The following is a 20,620-nucleotide window of genomic DNA, read 5'->3' on the forward strand; positions in this document are numbered from 1 at the left end:
CCCGAAATTCTATCATCCAAGGTGGAATACATCCGCTCCAGCCACGGATCCAGTAACGAGCACTTCGTTCTCCGCCCATCGGTCTTCGCCATAAAGCCACATCTGACGAATCGGATTACCTCCAGGCATTGGAAGCTTGACTCTCAGGATTACTCCAGGAGTCTCACCCGGTCGAGTACCAAGTCCGAATCTCTTGGCAGTAAATGGAGATGTACTCCATGAAGTAAACTCGCTCTCCGTGTTGTTGCCATTGTGCTCGGCCGGAGTCGCATTACCCCCTCGAGGATGAGCGCTCCCTTCTACTGCGGCAGCATGCCCTTCATGGCCCTTGGGTACCCCACGATAGAGGTAAGCACCCTCCTCGTGCTCCGAAATCAGCTTGTCGAAGCCTGGCAACTCGTCGGATCCATCGCCGCAGTTATGGACCAGTATCGGCGTGGTGCCCGCCAGCACATAGTACGTGTGCAGGTCCGCCACGGTCAGGTTGTGAGCAGTCGTCGGCAGGGTGCTATAGGTCCGAGCGGCGACGACGGTCGCAAGCGTCCCATCAGCAGCTCGAAGTTGGTGTCCGATCGGCACCTCGAGGGCGTCCGACCACTTGTGAGCGGTATCGTCCCAATAGGGATGATGTGCCGTGGAAGTGATGGATCGGATCTCACCCTGAACGGCACGGTCAAGCGTGAGTTGGGTGAATTCGACGTCGTTGTAGCCGGTGATCGTGGCCGTGACGGGCTCGGGCCTGGTCTCACCGGTCTGCGGGTCGGTTGCCAGGACCATGTCGCCGGGTTCGAGCCGGTCGATCGGCTTGGTGCTTCCGTCCGCAAGTTGGACGAGGGTTCCGGCCGGGAAGCTGTTGTGGATCGGGCATGAACCGCCGCTGTCCGCCTTGGCCGCGTCGCCCTCAGCCGCCTTGGCCGCACCTGAGTCTGCCGACTTGGCCGCGTCGGCTTCTGCTGTCTTCGCAGCAGCCGCCTCGGCTTCCGCCGCCTCCTTCTCGGTTTTGCGGGCGATGTTGAGTGCGCTTTCAGCCTCCTTGGCCACGCGCTCGGCACTGCGAATGGCGGTGTACGCCTTCTCGCCCTCGCGCCACAGCTTGAACGCCTTGATGCCGACCTTGACGGCCTTGAAGACCTTGGCCCACGGCACGAAGTTGAGGGCTGTGTTGATGCAGCCCATCACGTCGCCCTTGGTGAAGCAGTCGCGGGCGTCGTTGAACCCGATCAGGTCGCCGACCACGTCGACGATCTTGCTGATCAGTTCCTCGCGTGCCTGCTTCGCCTTGGCGAGCGCCTCGTCGGCGGCCTGCTTCTGACGGAGCGCCTCATTGGAGGAGTCCTGCCCGGACTTGCTGGCCGGTGTGGTGGTGGTGCTGCCGCTGCCGTCTCCGCCTCCACCCATGGTGGCGCCGACGCCACCGGCACAGATTCCGTTGCAGACGTTCGGGGTGGGATCCGGGTCCCGCATGGTGCCGCTCGGGTCGGAGCCGTTGACCGGGTTGTTGTTGGCGTACGCGTAGCTGTTCCAGGACTGCGGATCGGAGCCGTCGAACACCGGGTCGACCGAGAGGAAGCGTCCGGTCCGTGGGTCGTACTGGCGGGCGCCGAGGTTGGTGAATCCGGTGCCCTCGATGGTGCCGCCGACGAAGCCCTTGTCGCCGGCCCAGGTTCCGTTGCCGGGCTGGGTGCCGCGGGCGTTGCCGAAGGGATCGGTGGGGCGTCGGGCCACGTTCAGCGCGGCGGCGTCCATCTGGACACCGGCCGTGCCGTGCGGATCGGAGGCCTGGTAGTAGAGGGCGGTGTCACCACCGTCGACGGCGGTGCGGGTGATGGTCAGTCCGCCGGGGGCGGCGTAGTAGCGGTTGGCGGACAGCTTGCCGGTCGCGGTGTCGAGGGTGACCTCGTCCGTTCCCAGGTTGATGGTGGTCTTGCTGCCGACGCGGCGGATCAGCTGGTTGCCGTTCGCGTCGTAGACGTAGCTGGTGTCGTCGTTGGACCCGGTGTCGTGGACCTTGGCCAGCTTGCCCTGGTTGTTCCAGGTCAGGGTCTTGGTGCCGGACGTGTCCGTGATGGACGTGGTGTTGCCGGTCGCGTCGTAGGTGGACGTGGTGACCTTGCTGGTGCCGTTCGCGCTGGTCGTCGAGGTGAGCAGCGCGTGCGGTCCACCGGTGCCGCCGCCCGTGGTCGGGGCGGTGCTGGGGGCGTTGGGGCCGGTGGCGAAGGTCTGGTCGGTCTGCTTGTCGTTGATGACCGCGCCGCTGGTGTCGTGCTGGACCAGCTGCTTGCGGTTGCCGGTGAGGTCGTAGGAGTAGGACTGCCAGTACGGGGCCGGGCCGCCGATCCGGGCGCCGGCAGTGAGCGACGTCGGCTCGGTGGCGTTGGTGCATCCGCCCATGCCCTGGACGACGTTGGACGCGGTCCCTGTGGTGGTGGTCGCGGTGCCCTTGTCGGTCCACGCCGCGCTGAGGCGGCCGAGGTAGTCGTAGGTGAAGCACTGCAGGTCGGTGTTGGCACCGTCCTGGACGGTCTTCGCCGACGTCATCGACCCGGCTTTGTTGTAGGTGTAGTCGGTGATGTCGACGTGGGTGGTGGTCGCGGTCTGCTTGTCCAGGGTGGACTGCACGACGCGGCCGGTGGCCTGGTCGTACACCTGCGTGGAGACGACCTGCTTGCCGGCTTGGCCCACCGTGGTACGGAGCGGGCGGCCGAACACGTCGTACTTCATGTCCTGGACGTAGTAGTCCAGGCCGCTGGAGGTCTGGAAGTTGCCGTCGATGTCGAAGGAATTGCCGACGGTCTCGGCAGCCAGGCCGCCCACGGCAGGCAGCTTGGTGTTCTTCACGAACCCGAGGACCGGCGAGTACGTGGTCGACCAGTTGTAGGTCTTGGCCAGCAGCTCTTCCTTGGCGACCGACGGGATCGTGATCGATGTCCCGGTCGGCCGGTAGTTGAGGTCGTAGCCGGTGACCGCGCTGGTGTACGCGACCTTGCCGGAGTTGTTGGGGGCGTCGGCGTAGGTGGTCGTGGTGTCGGGCTTGCCCAGCACCTGCGCGTCGTAGGTCCACGCCGCGATCTTCTTGCTCGCGTCGGTGGTGTCGGTCCCGTCGTACTTCGCGACCTGACGACCCAGCAGGTCGTAGGTCACACTGGTCGCCTTGCTGCGCGCGTCGGTGGTGGTGACGACGTGTCCGGCCTTGTCGTAGACCGTGGCCGACGTGCCAGCGTCCGGGTCGGTCGCGCTGATCTGCTGGCCGAGCAGGTCGTAGCTGTAGGTCCACCGGTGTGCCGGGTTGCTGCTGTCCTGGACCCAGGTCGGCTTGCCCGCGACATCGTGCCCGTAGGTGGTGGTGTCGTAGGCCCCGGTCGGGGTGTTGGACTTGTACTGCCGGGCCTCCACGGTGGCACCGGTGGCGTCGGTGATCGTGGTGGTGGCGTAGCCGCCGGGGGGCGGCGTGGTGTCGGTGCGCTCGGCGCCGACGTAGGCCACCGTGGTGCGCCACTGTTCCTGCCCGTAGGCCATGAACTTGGCGGCGGTGACGCGGCCCAGGCCGTCGTACTCGTTCCAGGTCTGGGCCGCGACCTGGGAGTCCTGCGGGAGGAACACGGTCGCGATCGGGCCCGAGTCCGGGTTGAAGTACGACGGGGTGGACTTGACCTGCCAGCCGTGGGAGTCGTAGGTCGCCTCGGAGATCAGGCGGCCGACCTGGCCCTGGGCCGGGAACGACTGCGACTGGCGCACACGCCCGAGGCCGTCGTAGATCTGCAGGCTCTTGGCGTAGGTGCGGTCTTCACGGAGGCTCTCGCTGGTGACGACCGACGGGGAGTCCGAGCCGTTCAGTTGGTACGTGAACTTACGACTCGGGGTGTTGAACTTGGTGTCGGTGTTGCCGGGGTCGCGGCCGGGCAGCCAGACCTCGGTGAGGCGGCCGAGGGCGTCGTAAGTCTCCAGCGTGGTACGGCCGTTCTCGTCGGTCGCCTTGGTGGGCAGGCCGCGAGCCGGGTCGATGACGGTGGCGGACTTCCAGCCGAGCGGGTTGGTGACCTCGACCTTCGAGGGCAGTTCGCCGGTGGCGGGGCTGTACGCCGTGGTAGTGGTCGCGCCGTTCGGGTGAGCGGCGTCGGTGCGGTTGGGGTCGGTGGTGGCGACCTGGCGGCCGTAACCGTCGAACTGGGCCTTGGCGGTCACCCGGTAGGTCGGGGTGTTGTTCGCGCCGTAGGACTCCAGGACGCGGGTCTCGGTCTGGTCGGCCTTGTCGCCGATGGTGCCGAGCGGCTGACCGTCGTAGAGCGTCAGGGCATCGGCGATGGTGTTGTCCGGGGTGGGCGTCTGCCCACAGGCTCCGGCCAACGTCAGGACCCGGTAGGGCAGTTCGACCAGTGCCGGGTTGCTGCCGGAGGCGTAGGTGATCTCCGTGCACTGGCGCTGCGGCAACCCGCTGAGCGAGGTGTCGCCGAGGACATCCGTGGTCTTGAGCCGCCCGGCGTGGTCCTCGTCGTAGCTGGCGTTGCGCTCGGTGGTCCGCCAGCTGCCGTCGGAGAGTCGCGAACGGGACTGCACCTTGGCGGTGTTGACGTACCGGGCCGTGACCTTCGGCAGGTTGTTGGGCTGGGTGTGGGTCGCGGTGATCTTCGACATCCACGGGGTGGTCAGCTCACCGCCGACGACCTTGGCGCCCGCCGCGTCCGACTCGAAGTTCTGGGTCTCCCGGACGAATCCGGCCAGTTCCTCGGCGTCGGTGATGGTGCCGCCCCAGCTGTCGGCGACCTGTCCGCCCATGCCCCGCAGGAAGGTGCTGGTGGACTTGGTCCTGGGACCGTCCGCGCCGGAGCCCGTCGTGGTGGTGACGGTCTGGTAGCCGCGGAAGTTGTCGTACGTGCGGGTGTCGTCGTCCGCGAACTCGGAGTCGTTGCGGTGCCAGGCCGCGCCGCCGCCGTAGCTGTACTGGGTCTCCTTGGCGAGGGTGGAACTGGTGACCAGCGACGCCTCCGAGATCGAGGAGACCAGGTACTTGTTGAACCAGTCGTTGATCGGCTTGGTGTTGTACGGCGAGCCCGGCGGCACCCACTTCACCGGCATGCAGGCCATGGTGTTGCCGGCCTCGGAGGCCGGCATGGTGTTCTTGAGCCGAGAGCACTCGACGGGCTTGTAGGTGACGGTGATCCGGCCACCGGTCTCGGTGGTGATCTCCCTCATCCGGGGTCGGTTGAACTCCGAGACCGCCGGGACCAGGCCGTCGACCCGGTTGGGCAGCTGCGCGGCCGCGAAGGAGACGGCGGGCAGCTGGAGGTCGGCCTGGCCGTTCTTGCCGGTGCGCCGGATGGAGTTCAGCCACAGGGTGGGCGCGGTGTTGTCGCCCGGGTCGGAGAAGACGTGGTTGAGCTCCCAGGAGTCCACCACGCGGGCGGCGCCGCCCACGTACACCGAGGTCTCGACCTTGGTCAGTCGCTTGGAAGTCCAGAACGACGGACCGTAGTTGGTGCACGCGCCGGACGAGGCGCAGGCCTGGTCGAGCGGGGTGTCCGGCCAGGACGACTGGTTGGCGACCACGCGCTGGGCGTCACTGCAGGTCATCGAGCCGGACGCGAAGCAGCGCTCCGCGGTGGAGAAGGTGATCTTCGCTGCGGGGTTGCCGGCGCCCTTGGACGCGATCTGGTCGGAGAGCCGCAGGCCGTACTGGATCTCCGCGACGTTGGAGTACCGGTCGTACGCGGTCAGCGTGCCGGTGCCGTTGTTCTGGCCGCCGCCGCGCGCGTAGTTGTTGGTCTCCTTCGTGTACTTGTACTTGATCAGGTTGCCGTGCAGGTCGACGATGTAGTCGAGGTTCCACTGCCACCCCATCAGGCACCAGGAGGCGGCGCCCGTCGAGGAGTTGTAGCAGGGGTCACCCGCGTGCGGGTGGTACACCGGGACGCGGTTCACCGAGTCGGTGGCCGGGTCGGTGCCGTCGCCGCCGGGCAGGTGGTTGGCACCGAAGTAGTACTGGGTGCCGTCGGTGGTGGTGACCTTGAAGCCCTCGCCGTTCCAGGCCCCGTTGTTCAGGCCGGTCAGCGGGGTGATCACGGTGCCGTCGTCGCCCTGCAGGCGCAGCTCGCCGGTGGTGTCGTCCTTGACCACCAGACCGGCGTGGCCGGCCAGGTTGAGCTGGAGCGACTGTCCGGCCCAGCACTCGTCACCGGACATGTCGATGCCGGACTTGGCGCACGGCTTGTACGAGCGGGAGATCGAGCCGGCCGAGTAGTCCCAGCCGTCACCGACCCAGCCCGACTGCGAGTTGTTGGCCGAGGTACGGCCGTCCACCGACGAGGAGTCGTAGCCCAGCATCACGCTGGGCGCGGCCCCGCCGACCGCGGTCGGCATGTCGAAGGTGTACGAGTAGGTGAAGTTGCCGGAGCTGGAACCGGCGCTCCAGGACGCGGACGGGCTGATCGGCGTCGCCGCGTAGGAGCCCGACGGGCCGGCGGAATCGGTCTGCAGCGACAGCACCAGCGCGCCCGAGGACGCGGTGGAGCCGCCCGCCAGCGCGGCGTGCGTGGTGCCCGCGTCGGGCAGCTGCACGTCGGCGGTCAGCTGGCCCGACGACTGCTCCAGCGCGGACGGCACCGGCGTGCCGGTGCGGCACTCCGGCTTGTCCGGCGTGGTGAGCGCGCACTCGGGCAGCCGCACCAGCCGGGCCCGGTCGGACCACAGCGCGTTGCCGGTCATCGCCCTGACGTCCAGGGAGACCTGGAACTTGTGCCCGGCCTTGGCGGAGCCGCCGGCCCCTTCGACCTTGACCACCGGACCGATCGAGCCGGCCGCCTTGGCCTTGCCGCTGTCCAGCAGATCGACCTTGACCGACGGCGTACCGTCCGCCGCGTCCTTCGCGGTGCCGAGGTCCGTCAGGAACACCGGCAGGTCGCCGGCCCGGACCTTGGCCTTGCCCCCCGCCGCCGGAGCGGCCCCGCCGCCCAGACTGCGGGCCGCCTGCTGCTCCGCCGACACGTCGGTGACCGGAATGGTCACCGAACCGGCCTTCGCCGGAACGGCCGTCGACGCCTTCCACTCCTTCGGCACACCGCCGCCGGGAGTGGAATTGATCTTGCCTTCGTTCCGGCCGTGCACCGAATCCGTCGACTGCAACGGCGTGTTCGGCGGTACCCACACCTTCGGCGCCTTCTCGGCGAACACCGGTGGCGCGCCGATCAATGACCCCGTCACGGCCATGAGCGTCAGCACCCCCACCGCTCGGTATCGGCCTCTCAACCGATCCCGGAGCGGGGTGCGTGCACGCTGTGCCCCCATCTCAATCTCCCCAATTCGGATGGAACCACGCACAAAAGACGCCCCGCCAGGTAGCGGAGCGCCTTGGAGCATGTGCATTGGTCGGTATTGAAACTAGAGATTGACGGGCCGCCAGCACCAGCCCTTGACTGCCAAATTGACCATCCCGTTACAAGCCCTTGAAACGCCACCACCAGAACGATGGAGAATGCGCGCCGGAAACCGCCTCAGTGAATTCACCCGGCCGATTTGTGCGGGCGAATTTCCGAGGCGGTCCGGTCGGCCGAGGGCGCGGAAAGCGCCCTCGGCCGGGCTTGTTCGGCTGCTCGTCAGGCAACCGCCCCCGACTGCCAGCGCTGCGCGTAGGTCTGGTTGCAGTCCCAGATCTGCAACTGCGTCCCGTTGGCGATGTTGCCGTTCGGAATGTCCAGGCAGCGGCCGGACATCGGGTTGAAGAGCGATCCGTCGGAAAGGAAAACCCACTGCTGTGCGGGATTTCCGTCGCAGTTCCACAGCTGGATCTTGGTGCCGTTACCGGTCTGGGCGCCGGTGACGTCGAGGCAGCGGCTGAGGACCTTGACGGTGCCGTTCGGCTGCGCGGTGGCCTTCTGGCCGGCCCCGTAGTTGCAGTCCCAGATCTGGATCGCGGTGCCGTTGGCGTCCACGGAGTTGCTGGTGTCGAGGCACTTGCCGGAACCCACGGCGGGCGGCAGGTCGGCCAGCAGGACGCCGGTGACACTGCCCGGGTTGGTCGGGACGTCGTACACGACGGCGTCGCTGACGTTCCCGTTGAACGAGGAGGCGTACACGCCGCCGTACTGGAAATTGCCGATCACCAGCGGCGCGCTGTAGCCGAACTTGCCGGTGTGGATACCGCTTCCGGCGAGCATGCCGTTGACGTACAGCGTCATCACGCCGGTGTTGGCGTTGTAGCTGGCGGTCAGCCGGTCCCAGCGGTCCTGCTGGAAGCGGGCGGCGCTGGAGCCGACCGTCATGTCGTAGCTCCAGGAGGCGTTGTCGCTGGTGGCCATCCCGAAGCGCCAGTTGGCGTCCTGGTCGGGCCAGAGGATGAAGCCGCTGGAGGCGGCGCCCTTGGTGGACAGCACCGGGCCTTGCTTGCTGCCGTCGCCGGTGCCGGGCTTGGCCCAGACGCTGACGGTGAAGGACTTCGAGGTGTCGACCGTCAGCCGGTTGGTCTGGGCTGCCGAGTAGGCGATCACCGAACCGGAGTCGGCGCCGCTGCTGTTCCGGCCGGCGAAGTGCGCGACGGTCGTGCTCTTCCCGTTGACCGTGTCGGTCGGGAAAGTGACCGCCGGGCTGGCCGTCATCGGGTACTTGCCGTACACGTCGGTGACGGCGGCGTTGTCGAGCTTGATCCGGCCGAGCGCGCGGCGGGTGTCGCCCTGGTCGGCGGGGGTGGCGGCGAAGCCAATGACCACGGTGGAGCCGGCGGCGGCGGTGCCGGGCCAGAGCTTCAGGTGGTTGGCGGCGTCGATGGTCCACAGGTCGGGCAGGCCGTCCTTGGTGGCGTCACCGCTGGAGCCGATCTGCGGGTAGGCGGCGACGGTGAACTTCTGGGTGCCGACCACCCGGGCCTTGCTGGTCGGGTCGACCAGGTTGCCCAAGTCCAGGTGTCCGGCGGCGTTGAGCGAGATGTCGTACGCCCGGATGGTGCCGTCGGTCTTGTCCCGGGTCCACAGTGTGGGCTGATTGGTGCCGGATGCCTTGCCCGGGTTGATCAGTTCGTAGTTGTTCCAGTTGGCGGCGGAGACCTTGAACGCGGCCGCACCGAGCTGGTTGGTGGGGTCGGTGCGGTAGAGCCACAGGCCGCCGGCCTCGACCGTGAGGACCGAGGTCTGCCTGACAGTGGTCAGGGGGTCGTCGTCACTGATCTTGGCGCCCAGCGAACCGAGCGACACCACCTGGGTCAGGCCCCTCCAGTTGCCGCTCCAGCCGCTGGGGGCCGTGGTGAGCGCGTTGCCGGCGGCATCGACCCAGGCCGTCGGCTTGTCCAGCAGCACGGGTGCCCTGAAGGTGCCGTCGCCGTTGTTCTGGTACAGGTAAAGATTGTCGGCGAGAGACGTCCCACCGGCGGTCGCACTGGTCCAGACGACGGCGTCGTCGACCGCGGCAGGCATCTCGCGCAGCGCACCGAGGTGCGTGGTCTTGACGTTCACCCCGGCCGCCGGGTCGCTCTTCCAGGTGGTGCCGCCGGGCGCGAGGCCGAGCGGGGCCGCCTGGAAGTTGGTGGCGTCGGTGTCCAGGCCGATGATCCGCAGGTTGCCGAGGTCGTCGGGGAGCAGGATGTCACCGCGGCCGTCGGCGTTGAGGTCACCGGGGGTGCCGGTGCCGATGCTCGGGTCCCAGGGGGCGTAGAAGGTGTACGGCAGCAGCTGGCTGTAGTTGCCGGCCACGTCCATCGCCTGCACGAACAGGGTGTTGGTGCCCCAGGTGGTCGGGGTGAACGGGAAGGTGCCGGAGGCGCCCTTCACCACGCCGTTGTTGTTCGGGATGCCCGGGGCGTCGCAGGACCAGCCGGTGACGGCGGTCGGGTCGGTGCTCCAGCGGATGCAGGCCACGCCCGAGGCACCCAGGCCGGAGGCGGGCGCCGGGTCCTGGGCGGTGACCTTGAAGCTGCCGGCCTCCCGGACCTTCTTCTTCGGGGTGACACCGATCGTGCCGCTGGCCGGGAAGTCGTCGGAGGAGATGCTCACCTGCGGCGGGGTCTTGTCGACGCGGAAGTAGCACGCGGGCGTGGTGTCCGAGCTCAGCGAGCCGTCTCCGGCGGACGCCGTCCAGCCGTACTGGTGGCCGTCCGTCAGCCGGTTGACCGGAATGGTGCCGGTACCGTAGCTGCCGGCCCCTTGGGTGCTGGACCACACCTGGACGCTGCCGTCGTTGTCGTCCCAGAGGTGGAAGGTCGTCGTCACGGTGGCCCCGATCGGGGACCAGACGCTCGCGTTCAGGTAGATGGACTGGTTGGCACCGACCCAGCCGGGCTGGTACCACGCGTAGCCGCCACCCGGGGTCTGGCAGTCGTTGCGCTGGTTGCCGAGGCCCGGGTCGTTGACGAAGCCGGGCGTGGGCGTGGTGCGCGGCCACCAGATGGTGGGCGTGATGTCGTAGTACGTGGTGATGTACGGGTCGGCGCCGAGGTGGTGGCGCAGCAGCTTGTTGTACTCGTCCTCGGCGGAGAACCCGATCGTCCAGTTCGACGCCTTGCTGTTGATGAGCGTCTGCATCCAGCCCTTGACGTCATAGGTCATCTGGCCGGTGTTGGTGATGTCCGCGTTGGCGACCCAGGTGCAGCCGACCATCTTGCCGTTGGTGCCGCAGGGCTGGTTGTTCCAGGTGGTGGTGCCCTGGAAAGCGGGGGTGTGGTAGACGTTGATCGTGGACGGGGTGCCGGGCGAGGCCGCTTCGGTCACGGGGACGAACAGGGTCGCCCGGTTGACGGTCGCGGTGCCGTGCCCGCCGCCTTCGAACATCTGGCTCGGAATGGACAGCTGGTAGTACGAGCGGTAGCGCCCGTAGCCCGTGCAGTTGTCGTAGCCGCAGTAGCCGACGCCCAGGCTGCTGAGCGTGTTGACGTTCGCGGTGTCCTGGTGGTTCTCCTGCACCTGCGCATTGACCTGCCTCGTACCGGAGACGCTGGTCTCCGGGTCGAGGTACCAGGGGCCTGCGCCCTGACCGAACGTGGCCCGGTCCGGCGTCAGCACCAGTTCCGTGGCACTGGCGGAGACCCCGATGGCGGAGACCGCGGCAGCCGTGCCGGGACGCTCGGCCGTCGACGTGTCGGCCGTGGGCGGCGCGTCGGCGGCGGCGGGGGCGGCGAACAGCGACTTCGGCTGCGCCGTGCCGGACTTCACCAGCGGGGCGGCCGGGACGGGCACGGTGGAGTCCCACTGGAACGGGGTGGGCGCGTGGAAGCGTTCCTTGCCCTGGCCGTCCTTGAACGAGATGTTGCCCGCGGCGTCCGCCTCCGCCTGCACACCGTTGGTCTGCAGCGGGAAGTGCAGGCTCTTCAGCCGCTGGTCGGCGGCAGCCTGCGCGGTCTTCACCACGATCACGTCGCGCCAGCCGCCGTCCGGACGGGCCGTCACCTGGAGGTCCACGTCGGGCAGGACGGAGGCGTAGGTGGCGGTCGCGCCGTTCAGGGTCGGCGCGGGCAGCGGGAACGGCGCGGTGATCGACATCGAGGTGCCGTCCGCGGTGGTGATCTTCGCCAGCGGGCCGGTGCCGCCGCCGGACAGCACCAGGTCCGACCCGGTCAGGGCCGGGGTGACGGTGCCGTTCGCGTTTTTGCGCAGCGTCGGGTCGAGCTTCTGCCAGGAGCCGGTGCGCTTGGTCCGGACGTCCTGGGCGTGGGCCTCGGAGTACATCGTCCGGCCGTCGGTGTCGGCGAAGACCTCAGTGGTCTCGTCGGTCATCGCGTCGATCCGGACCGGCTTCCCCGTGTCCTTGGCCTGCTGCAGGGCCGCCCGAACGGCCTTGGTCTGCTCGCTCTCGGCCGGCGGCTGGGTGTTCTCCGTGCCGGTGGAGGCCGTCGGCTGGGCCGTCGGCTGGGGCGTCGGATCGGCGGCCCAGGCCGCCGGGGAGGAGAGGGCGGTGAGCACGAGCGCCGTGGCCGCGGCCACCGTCACCCGGCCGAGCGCCCCTCTACCGTCGGATCGAGCACCCCGTCTGCGGTTTCTCGATGGGGTCGTGTGGGACATGCGTGCGCGGTCTCCCTCCCAGTAGCCCGCCCCCCACGGACAGGCACTCGGTCGGGAACAATGCATGCTCCGTGGAGAAAAGGTCAAGGCCTTTCGACGGGATGCCCACGAATGTCCTGAAAGATCGTCAAGGTTCGTTCATGCAAGGGAATATGACGTCCGCACAGGGAAAAATCCGACACCTGAGACTCCGGTGAGTTCGCCGACAAAACAGGACGAGTTCGCGAATCCCGCAGGAACGCAAAGAGGGCCCCGGGAAGAATCCCGAGGCCCTTCAGGGTCGCGTCGTCAGATCGCGGCGACGACCGAAACCAGGGCGACCAGCCCCACCAGCGTGGGGGCGATCACCCACCAGCACCAGGTGGCCCGGACCTCGCCGGTGGCGCCGGGGTTGCCGGCGTTGCGCTCGGCCTGCTCCTGGAGGGAGGCGACCACGGCGTCGGACCAGGCGCGGTCGGAGTCGAGGTGGTGGTGGCCCGGCACCGGCTTGGTACGGGGCTTGGGCTCCGTCGGGCCGCCCTGGGCGGCGGCCCTGGCGGCCTTGGCCGCGCGGCGGGTGGCCTTCTGACGCTGGCGGATCGAGACCGGGATCGCCCAGACCTGGAACTTGCGTCCGCCGGCGAAGAGTTCGACCGAATAGCCGGCCTTGAGCCCCTCCACGCTGGCCCACGGCGCGACCACGGTGCGCAGCGGGTTGCGGACCAGCAGCCGCTGGTCGTTGGCCTTCACCACGGGCCGCAGCGTGTAGGCGGCCACCGGGAAGGCGAAGACGGGTGCGGCGGCGAGCGCGACCCAGGGGGTCGCGCCGGTGCCGGAGACGACGGCGTCGATGATCAGCCAGCCGGCGACTCCGAGCAGCATGACGCCCGCGATGACGCCGGGGACGGAGCGGTGGACGCGGTCGGCGTACTTGGGCCCGTCGGCGGCGGACCCCTGGTCGGGTGTCCGGTCGGATTCGGTCATGGCGTCGATTCTGCCCCAGGTCGGGGCCGTCCCCAATGGCGGCCGGGGCACGGGACGGTCACGAATGACCCGTCCCGTGACCTGGGGTGTTCGGGCCGCACACCTGCACGGCACGGCCGCACCCGGGGGCCAGCAGCGTTCAGGCGGTGCGTCGGCGCAGGGTGGCCGCGCCGAGGGCGAGCGCGAGGAGCGCGCTGCCGGCGACCACCGCGAGGTCGGCCACCACGCGTCCGCCGATACCGCTCTGCGTGGTGATGCGGCCCATCGCGTCGACGGCGTAGGAGAGCGGCAGGACGTCGGAGATCACCCGCAGGACGGGGGCCATGTCGGCACGGGGCACGAAAAGTCCGCACAGCAGGAGTTGCGGCAGCAGCACGGCGGGCAGGAACTGGACGGCCTGGAACTCGGTGGCGGCGAACGCGGAGACCAGCAGGCCGAGGGCCATGCCGAGCAGTCCGTCCGCGAGCGCGACGGCGAACACCATCCAGGTGGGGCCGGCGACCGTCAGGCCGAGCAGTCCGATGGTGAGGGCGGAGGCGAGCGCGGCCTGCACCAGGGCGACCAGGCCGAACGCGAGGGCGTAGCCGAGCAGCAGGTCGAGCTTGCCGAGCGGCATGGTGAGCAGCCGTTCCAGGGTGCCGGTGGTGCGTTCGCGCAGCATCGCGACCGAGGTGACCAGGAACATCACCATCAGCGGGAAGATGCCGAGCAGTTCCGGGCCGATCCGGTCGAAGGTGCCGGGCTGCCGGTCGTACATGTACTTGAGCAGCACCAGCAGCAGACAGGGAACGACCAGCAGCATGCCGACGGTGCGCGGGTCGTGCCGCAGTTGGGCGAGGACGCGGCGGGCGGTGGCGAGGGTGCGGCGGGCGGCGGCGCTCATCGGGCGGTCTCCTGCGGGTGCTCCACGAGGGTGAGGAAGGCGCTTTCCACGTCGCTCGCGCCGGTGGCGGCGAGCAGCGCGGCGGGGGTGTCGTGGGCGAGCAGTCGGCCGTCGCGCATCAGCAGCAGGCGGTCGCAGCGGGTGGCTTCGTCCATCACGTGGCTGGAGACCAGCAGGGTGGCGCCGGCGGCGGCGAGGTCGCGGAACAGCTGCCAGAGGTCGCGGCGCAGCACCGGGTCGAGGCCGACCGTGGGTTCGTCGAGGACCAGCAGGTCGGGCCGGCCGAGCAGGGCGGCGGCGAGCGAGACGCGGGCCCGCTGGCCGCCGGAGAGCCGGGCGACGGGGGTGCGGCGGTGGGCGTCCAGGCCGACCTGTTCGATCACCCGGTCGGGGTCGGTGCGCGGGGCGCCGAGGATCGCGGCGAAGTGGTCGAGGTTCTCGCCGACCGTCAGGTCTCCGTACACGGAGGGTGCCTGGGTGACGTAGCCGACCCGATCGCGCAGGACGGCGCTGCCGGCCGGGTGGCCGAGCACGGTGACGGTGCCGGCCGCAATCCGCTGCACGCCGACGACGGCGCGCAGCAGGGTGGTCTTGCCGCAGCCGCTGGGGCCGAGCAGTCCGGTGACGGTGCCGCGGGGGACGTCGAGGTCGAGGCCGGGCAGCACGGTGGCGCCGCCGCGCCGGACGACGAGTCCGGCGATCCGGATCGCGGGGTCGTGCGCCGACCCCGCCAAGGAATTCATCATGTGATGAATTCTGCGCCCGCCCCGCGAACCCCGTCAAGACCGCGCACACCCGCCACCGCGAACCACAGCACCCCGGCAAAACCCCCGCACCCCCCACCGCCACGAACCGCAGCACCCCCGCCACCGTGAGCTGCGTCACCCCCGTCAACCCGGGCACCCCGGCCGTTCGTAGCCACAGGTAAGCAACCGAGAACCTGCAAGGAGCCGACCGATGACCGAGGAGGAGTTCACCGAGTTCTACAGCCACTCGGTCCGTCGGCTCACCGGCCAGCTGTATCTCGTCACCGGCGACCTGCACGAGGCGCAGGACGTGGTCCAGGAGGCCTTCGTCCGCGCCTGGGGCCACCGCCGCACCCTCGACCGCGACCACGCCCCCGAGGCCTGGGTGCGCACCGTCGCGGGCCGGCTGGCGATCAGCCGCTGGCGGCGGGCCCGCACCGCCACCCGGGCCTGGCGGCGGCACGGCGAGCCCGCCGACGTGGCCGGTCCGGACCCGGGCGCCGTCGACCTGGCCGCCGCCCTGCACCGCCTGTCCGAGCGCCAGCGGCTGTGCGCCGCCCTGTTCTACGTCTGCGACCTGCCGCTGGACCGGATCGCCGCCGAGACCGGCATGGCCCCGGGCACCGTCAAGGCCCATCTGTCCCGGGCCCGGACCGCCCTCGCCCAGCACCTCGACACCCCCTCCGAGGCCGAGGAGACCCACCGATGAACTCCCCCGACCCGCGGCTGACGGACGCCCTGCGGACGGCCGCCGACGCCGCCGCCGCCCGCACCGCGGCCCCGCCCGCCCGGCACATCGCCGCCCTGGGCCGCCGACGCCGCCGGGTCCGGGTCGGCGCGACCCTGACCGTCGCCGCCTGCCTGGCCGTCGCCGCGGGCGTCACGCTCGACCCCGGCCGCCCGCCCCGCCCGGTCGGCCCGGCCGACGCCCCGGCGGTCGTCCGGACGCCGGCCCCGTCCGTCACCCCCGGCCCGAGCGCCTCCCCCACCCCGACCCACAGCGCCACCGTCACCCCGCCGCCGGTACCCAGCACCACCTACCCGCAGCCCTGACCAGGACCGCCGATGACCCTCACCGCCCTGCCCCACCGTCCGCCCACCACGGTCGCCCCGCCCCGCCCCGCGTTACCGGCCCGGCTGTGGCACGCCGCCGGCCCGGCCCTGGCGGTGTACGCGGGCGCGCTGGTCCTGCACCTGGCCCTGCTGGCCGTGATGATCACCCGGCCCGGCCGTACGCTGACCGACCGGCTGACCGCCTGGGACGGGCGGCACTTCCTGGAGATAGCCGCCGGCGGCTACCCGGACGCCTACACCTACACCCCCGACGGCGAGCTGACCGGCAACAACCTGGCGTTCTTCCCGCTGTTCCCGATGCTGGTCCGCGCCGTGCACGCCGTGACCGGGCTCAGCTGGTCCGCGGCCGGCATCGTCGCCGCGCAACTGGCGCTGCTCGCCGCCCTGGTGACCGTCCACCGGCTGGTGAGCCGGCTCCGCACCCGGCGGACCGCCACCGCGACGCTGGTGCTGCTGGCCGCCGCGCAGCCGATGTCCCTGGTGTTCTTCATGGCCTACAGCGAGTCGCTGCTGCTGGCCACCGCCGCCGCCACCCTGCTCGCCGCGCACCGCCGCGCCTGGCCCGCGGCCGGCCTGTTCGCCTTCCTCGCCGGTCTGACCCGCCCGGCCGGCGTCGCCGTGGTCGCCGCGCTCGGCGTCGCCGCGCTGCTCGAACTGCGCCGCGAACGCCGCCTGCTCCCCGGGCCGGTGGCCGCCACCGCGCTGGCCTGCACCGGCACCCCGCTGTACCTGTGGTGGGTCGGCCGCCGACTGGGCGACGCCGACGCCTGGTTCACCGTCCAGCAGGCCGGCTGGGGCACCCGCTGGGACTGGGGTGCCTCGCTGGGCGAGTTCCTGCTCCGCACCCTGCACACCGGCGAGGGCTGGGTCCCGGTCTCCGTCGCCGTCCTGGTCCTCGCCCACCTGCTCGGCACCGCACTGGCGATCCGCCGCCCCGGCTGGCCGCCGCTGGCGGTCTACGGCCTGACGGTCGTGGTCCTGACCCTGGCGCAGAGCAACTACTACCATTGCAAGCCGCGCCTGCTGGCCCCCGCACTGCTCTTCCTGCTCCCCGCCGCCGACGCCCTCGCCCGGGCCCGCCGCGGCACCCGGATCGCCGTTCTCGGCGGCGCGTCCCTGTTCGGCTGCTGGTACGGCGCCTACCTGCTCACCGCCTGGCCGTACGCCATCTGATCGGCCGTCGGCCGACCCGGTCGAGAGGCTTGACAGCCCTGCAATATGCGGTAGGGCGACACCGGGCCGGTTCGGTACGATTGCGGCGGCCGGGCGGCTGCTGAGAACGCGTCGCGGACCGGCCCTCGACACCCGCTCGCGGGCACCGCCGCGTGCCCGCCGGAGAGCATCGGAGTTCCCCAGGATGACTCGGCAGTTGATCACCAGCGCGCTTCCCTACATCAACGGGATCAAGCACCTGGGCAACATGGTCGGGTCGATGCTCCCGGCGGACGTGTACTCCCGCTACCTGCGCCAGCGCGGCCACGAAGTGCTGTACATCTGCGCCACCGACGAGCACGGCACCCCGGCCGAGCTGGCCGCCCAGGAGGCCGGGCTGCCGGTCGCCGAGTTCTGCGCCCGGGCGCACGACCAGCAGAAGGCCATCTACGACGGCTTCCAGCTGTCCTTCGACTTCTTCGGCCGCTCGTCCTCGCCGCAGAACCGGGAGATCACCCAGGAGATCGCCCGCGAGCTGCACGCCAACGGCTTCATCGAGGAGCGGGCGATCCGCCAGGTCTACTCGATCGCCGACGGCCGCTTCCTGCCCGACCGCTACATCGTCGGCACCTGCCCGCACTGCGGCTACGACAAGGCCCGCGGCGACCAGTGCGAGAGCTGCACCCGCGTGCTCGACCCGACCGACCTGCTGGAGCCGCGCTCGGCGATCAGCGGCAGCTCCGAGCTGGAGGTCCGGGAGACCAAGCACCTGTTCCTGCTCCAGTCCAAGCTCACCGACGAGGTCGAGGCCTGGATCGACGAGAACGGCGGCAACTGGCCGGTGCTGGCCTCCTCGATCGCCCGCAAGTGGCTCACCGAGGGCCTCCAGGACCGCGCCATCACCCGCGACCTGGAGTGGGGCGTCCCCGTCCCCGCCGACACCTGGCCGGAGCTGGCCGCCGAGGGCAAGGTCTTCTACGTCTGGTTCGACGCCCCGATCGAGTACATCGGCGCCACCAAGGAGTGGGCCGACGCGACCGGCGGCGACTGGCGCTCCTGGTGGTACGAGGCCGACGACACCGTCCGCTACACCGAGTTCATGGCCAAGGACAACGTCCCGTTCCACACGGTGATGTTCCCCGCCACCATCCTCGGCTCCCGCCAGCCCTGGAAGAAGGTCGACTACGTCAAGGCCTTCAACTGGCTGACGTACTACGGCGGCAAGTTCTCCACCAGCCAGAAGCTCGGCATCTTCACCGACGTCGCGCTCGAACTGCTCCCCGCCGACTACTGGCGCTACTACCTGATGGCGAACGCCCCGGAGTCCGACGACTCCAGCTTCACCTGGGACCTGTTCGCGGCCACCGTCAACAAGGACCTCGCCGACACCCTCGGCAACTTCGTCAACCGGGTGCTGTCCTTCAGCCGCAAGCGCTTCGGCGACGAGGTCCCGGCCGGCGCCGAGAACAGCGAGACGGAGATCGCGCTCGGCGCGCAGATCGCCGAACTGCTCGCCGAGTACGAGGCGCAGCTGGACGCGCTCAACTTCCGCAAGGCCGCGCAGGCGCTGCGCGCGCTCTGGTCGGCCGGCAACGCCTACCTCGACGTGACCGCGCCGTGGACGCAGATCAAGACCGACCCGGAGGCCGCGGCCCGCACCCTGCGCACCGCGATCAACCTGATCCACCTGTACGCGGTGGTCTCCGAGCCGTTCATCCCGACCGCGGCCCGCACCATCCGCGAGTCCTTCGCGCTCGACGGCGACACCCGGACCTGGATCTCGGCCGACGAGGCCCGGGCGCTCTCGCTGGTCCCGGCCGGCACCGGATTCACCGTGCCGCCGGTGCTGTTCGCCAAGATCACCGACGAGGACCTGGCCGCCTGGACCGAGCGCTTCGGCGGCGGCCAGGCCTGACCGTCCGTCAGCCCGTCAGGTACCCCTGGACGGTGCGGCCCAGCAACGGGGCCAGCACCTCCGGGGGTGCCGAGGCGAGCGGCTCCACCGCGATCACGTACCGGGCCACCGCCAGGCCGACGATCTGCGACATCACCAGCTCCACCCGCAACTCCGGCTGATCGACCTCCAGTTGGGCGGCCACCCGGTCGACCAGCTCGGTCACCATGAACGACCGCATCAGCGCCGCCACCTCCTCGCTGGCCGCCGCCGTCCGCAGCAGCGCCAGCAGCCGCTCACGCACCGGCGGCTGCTCCCACAGCGCCAGCACGAACGCCGCCACCCGCTCCCCGGCCGTCGCCGGATCGCCCGCGAACACGCCCTCGACCACGTCCCGCGGCTCGAACGGGAACTCCAGCGCGGCCATGAACAGCCGGTCCTTGCTCCCGAAGTAGTGGTGCAGCAGCGCCGCATCCACCCCCGCCGCCCGGGCGATCGCCCGCATGCTCGCCTTCTGGTACCCCCTCGCCGCGAACTCGGCCCGCGCCGCGACCAGCACCATCCCCCGGGTGTCCCCACCCCCGGGCCGCCGACCCCTTGCCTTCGCCTCAGTCACGCGACCATTGTGCAGGGCAAGAACCCAGGAGCCCGGGCACCGGCGTGAGCCCCGACAGGGGCTCGGGGAACGGCGAGGCCGAGTCTGCGAGCGATCAACAGGGCGCAAAGCGTTCCGCCGTTTCAGGTCCCCGTCTTTGACCCGAAGCAACACGACCACCAGCGGCCCCCGACCCCTCCGCCACGAACTCTCGCCGTTCCCCGAGCCCCTGGTTTCGCACCCCCCAGCCCCCGAATTCACACCCCCGAGCCCCTGGTTTCGCACCCCCCAGCCCTGATTTCCCGCCCCACCTACCGTCTCCCTACGCGCGTAGATATGCTGCTCTGGTGACTATGTCCACTCTTGCAGCCAACGCCCCCGGCGCCACGGGCGGCGGCCTCGCGGACGTCGCGGCGTCCGAGGCCACCCTGCGCCGTTTCCTGCACGGCCTGCCCGGGGTCGACCAGGTGGGCCTGGAGTCGCGCGCAGCGACTCTCGGTACCCGGTCGATCAAGACCACCGCCAAGGCCTTCGCCATCGATCTCGCCATCTCGATGATCGACCTGACCACGCTGGAGGGCGCGGACACGGTCGGCAAGGTCCGCTCGCTGTGCGCGAAGGGCCTGAACCCGGACCCGACCGACCGCACCGCACCGCAGGTCGCGGCGATCTGCGTGTACCCGGACATGGTCGCCACCGCCAAGGACGCGCTGCGCGGCAGCGGCATCCAGGTGGCGTCGGTGGCCACCGCGTTCCCGTCCGGCCGGGCCGGGATGCCCGTGAAGCTGGCGGACACCGCGGAGGCGGTCGCCGCGGGCGCCGACGAGATCGACATGGTGATCGACCGGGGCGCGTTCCTCTCCGGCCGCTACCTGGAGGTCTTCGAGGAGATCCGCGCCGTCAAGGAGGCGTGCAGGCGCCCCGACGGCAGCTCCGCCCACCTGAAGGTGATCTTCGAGACCGGCGAGCTGCAGACGTACGACAACGTCCGCCGGGCGTCCTGGCTCGCGATGATCGCGGGCGCGGACTTCATCAAGACGTCCACCGGCAAGGTCGCGGTGAACGCCACTCCCCCGGTGACGCTGCTGATGCTGGAGGCGGTGCGGGACTTCCGCGCGGCCACCGGCACGCAGGTCGGTGTGAAGCCGGCCGGCGGCATCCGCACCACCAAGGACGCGATGAAGTACCTGGTGATGGTGAACGAGACGCTGGGCGACGACTGGCTGAGCCCGCACTGGTTCCGGTTCGGCGCGTCCAGCCTGCTGAACGACCTGCTGATGCAGCGCCAGAAGCTGCGCACCGGCCGGTACTCCGGTCCCGACTACGTGACGGTGGACTGAC

At 70.2% G+C, this 20,620-nt stretch carries 11 protein-coding genes; 5 read left to right on the top strand and 6 right to left on the bottom strand.

From position 1 onward, the window contains the following. Window positions 1-12: 12 nt before the first annotated feature. The 5 genes from ACIQF6_RS04860 to ACIQF6_RS04880 all read right to left on the bottom strand — a co-directional run bounded on the left by ACIQF6_RS04860 (window position 13) and on the right by ACIQF6_RS04880 (window position 14,564). A complete protein-coding gene (locus ACIQF6_RS04860; RefSeq protein ID WP_400890216.1) occupies window positions 13-7,200 on the bottom strand; it encodes a polymorphic toxin-type HINT domain-containing protein in 7,188 nt (2,395 codons plus the stop codon). 386 nt (window positions 7,201-7,586) lie between these two features. Continuing rightward, a complete protein-coding gene (locus tag ACIQF6_RS04865) occupies window positions 7,587-11,900 on the bottom strand; it encodes a ricin-type beta-trefoil lectin domain protein (protein WP_400890218.1) in 4,314 nt (1,437 codons plus the stop codon). Window positions 11,901-12,260: 360 nt separating this feature from the next. Further along, entirely contained in the window at window positions 12,261-12,935 is a 675-nt protein-coding gene (locus tag ACIQF6_RS04870) for a PH domain-containing protein (RefSeq protein WP_400890220.1), read from the bottom strand. A 139-nt stretch (window positions 12,936-13,074) separates the two neighbouring features. Continuing rightward, the gene (locus tag ACIQF6_RS04875; protein WP_400890222.1) at window positions 13,075-13,818 is read right to left on the bottom strand and encodes an ABC transporter permease; all 744 of its coding nucleotides are present in this window, start codon (window positions 13,816-13,818) and stop codon (window positions 13,075-13,077) included. Continuing rightward, on the bottom strand, window positions 13,815-14,564 hold the full coding sequence (locus tag ACIQF6_RS04880) for an ABC transporter ATP-binding protein (RefSeq protein WP_400890224.1): 750 nt from the start codon (window positions 14,562-14,564) through the stop codon (window positions 13,815-13,817). Before ACIQF6_RS04880 ends, ACIQF6_RS04875 begins: the two co-directional genes overlap by 4 nt. Window positions 14,565-14,775: 211 nt before the next feature. Here ACIQF6_RS04880 and ACIQF6_RS04885 point away from each other — a divergent pair, with 211 nt between their 5' ends. The 4 genes from ACIQF6_RS04885 to metG all read left to right on the top strand — a co-directional run bounded on the left by ACIQF6_RS04885 (window position 14,776) and on the right by metG (window position 18,705). Then, window positions 14,776-15,273, top strand: a complete 498-nt coding sequence (locus ACIQF6_RS04885) for a SigE family RNA polymerase sigma factor (protein WP_400890226.1) — start codon at window positions 14,776-14,778, stop codon at window positions 15,271-15,273. Beyond that, a complete protein-coding gene (locus ACIQF6_RS04890; RefSeq protein WP_400890228.1) occupies window positions 15,270-15,617 on the top strand; it encodes a hypothetical protein in 348 nt (115 codons plus the stop codon). Before ACIQF6_RS04885 ends, ACIQF6_RS04890 begins: the two co-directional genes overlap by 4 nt. Window positions 15,618-15,629: 12 nt before the next feature. Beyond that, a complete protein-coding gene (locus ACIQF6_RS04895) occupies window positions 15,630-16,811 on the top strand; it encodes a hypothetical protein (RefSeq protein WP_400890230.1) in 1,182 nt (393 codons plus the stop codon). 184 nt (window positions 16,812-16,995) lie between these two features. After that, the gene (metG, locus tag ACIQF6_RS04900) at window positions 16,996-18,705 is read left to right on the top strand and encodes a methionine--tRNA ligase (protein ID WP_400890232.1); all 1,710 of its coding nucleotides are present in this window, start codon (window positions 16,996-16,998) and stop codon (window positions 18,703-18,705) included. Window positions 18,706-18,712: 7 nt separating this feature from the next. Here metG and ACIQF6_RS04905 read toward each other — a convergent pair whose 3' ends face one another. Next, a complete protein-coding gene (locus ACIQF6_RS04905; RefSeq protein WP_400890234.1) occupies window positions 18,713-19,300 on the bottom strand; it encodes a TetR family transcriptional regulator in 588 nt (195 codons plus the stop codon). Between the two features lie 332 nt (window positions 19,301-19,632). On the opposite strand from ACIQF6_RS04905, the gene deoC reads away from it, so the two are divergent. After that, window positions 19,633-20,619 carry a deoxyribose-phosphate aldolase gene (gene deoC, locus ACIQF6_RS04910; protein ID WP_400890237.1) on the top strand — a complete coding sequence of 329 codons (987 nt, stop codon included), beginning with the start codon at window positions 19,633-19,635 and terminating at the stop codon, window positions 20,617-20,619. The last annotated feature ends 1 nt before the right edge of the window (window position 20,620 follow it).

This window comes from Kitasatospora sp. NPDC092948, assembly GCF_044754805.1.
Classification (GTDB): Bacteria; Actinomycetota; Actinomycetes; order Streptomycetales; family Streptomycetaceae; genus Kitasatospora.

Excerpts from the sequence above, each read along its gene's own strand:
- ACIQF6_RS04860 (WP_400890216.1), bottom strand. The coding sequence starts at position 7,200 with ATGGCCGTGACGGGGTCATTGATCGGCGCGCCACCGGTGTTCGCCGAG.
- ACIQF6_RS04870 (WP_400890220.1), bottom strand. The coding sequence starts at position 12,935 with ATGACCGAATCCGACCGGACACCCGACCAGGGGTCCGCCGCCGACGGG.
- ACIQF6_RS04875 (WP_400890222.1), bottom strand. The coding sequence starts at position 13,818 with ATGAGCGCCGCCGCCCGCCGCACCCTCGCCACCGCCCGCCGCGTCCTC.
- ACIQF6_RS04880 (WP_400890224.1), bottom strand. The coding sequence starts at position 14,564 with ATGATGAATTCCTTGGCGGGGTCGGCGCACGACCCCGCGATCCGGATC.
- ACIQF6_RS04885 (WP_400890226.1), top strand. The coding sequence starts at position 14,776 with ATGACCGAGGAGGAGTTCACCGAGTTCTACAGCCACTCGGTCCGTCGG.
- ACIQF6_RS04890 (WP_400890228.1), top strand. The coding sequence starts at position 15,270 with ATGAACTCCCCCGACCCGCGGCTGACGGACGCCCTGCGGACGGCCGCC.
- ACIQF6_RS04895 (WP_400890230.1), top strand. The coding sequence starts at position 15,630 with ATGACCCTCACCGCCCTGCCCCACCGTCCGCCCACCACGGTCGCCCCG.
- metG (WP_400890232.1), top strand. The coding sequence starts at position 16,996 with ATGACTCGGCAGTTGATCACCAGCGCGCTTCCCTACATCAACGGGATC.
- deoC (WP_400890237.1), top strand. The coding sequence starts at position 19,633 with ATGTCCACTCTTGCAGCCAACGCCCCCGGCGCCACGGGCGGCGGCCTC.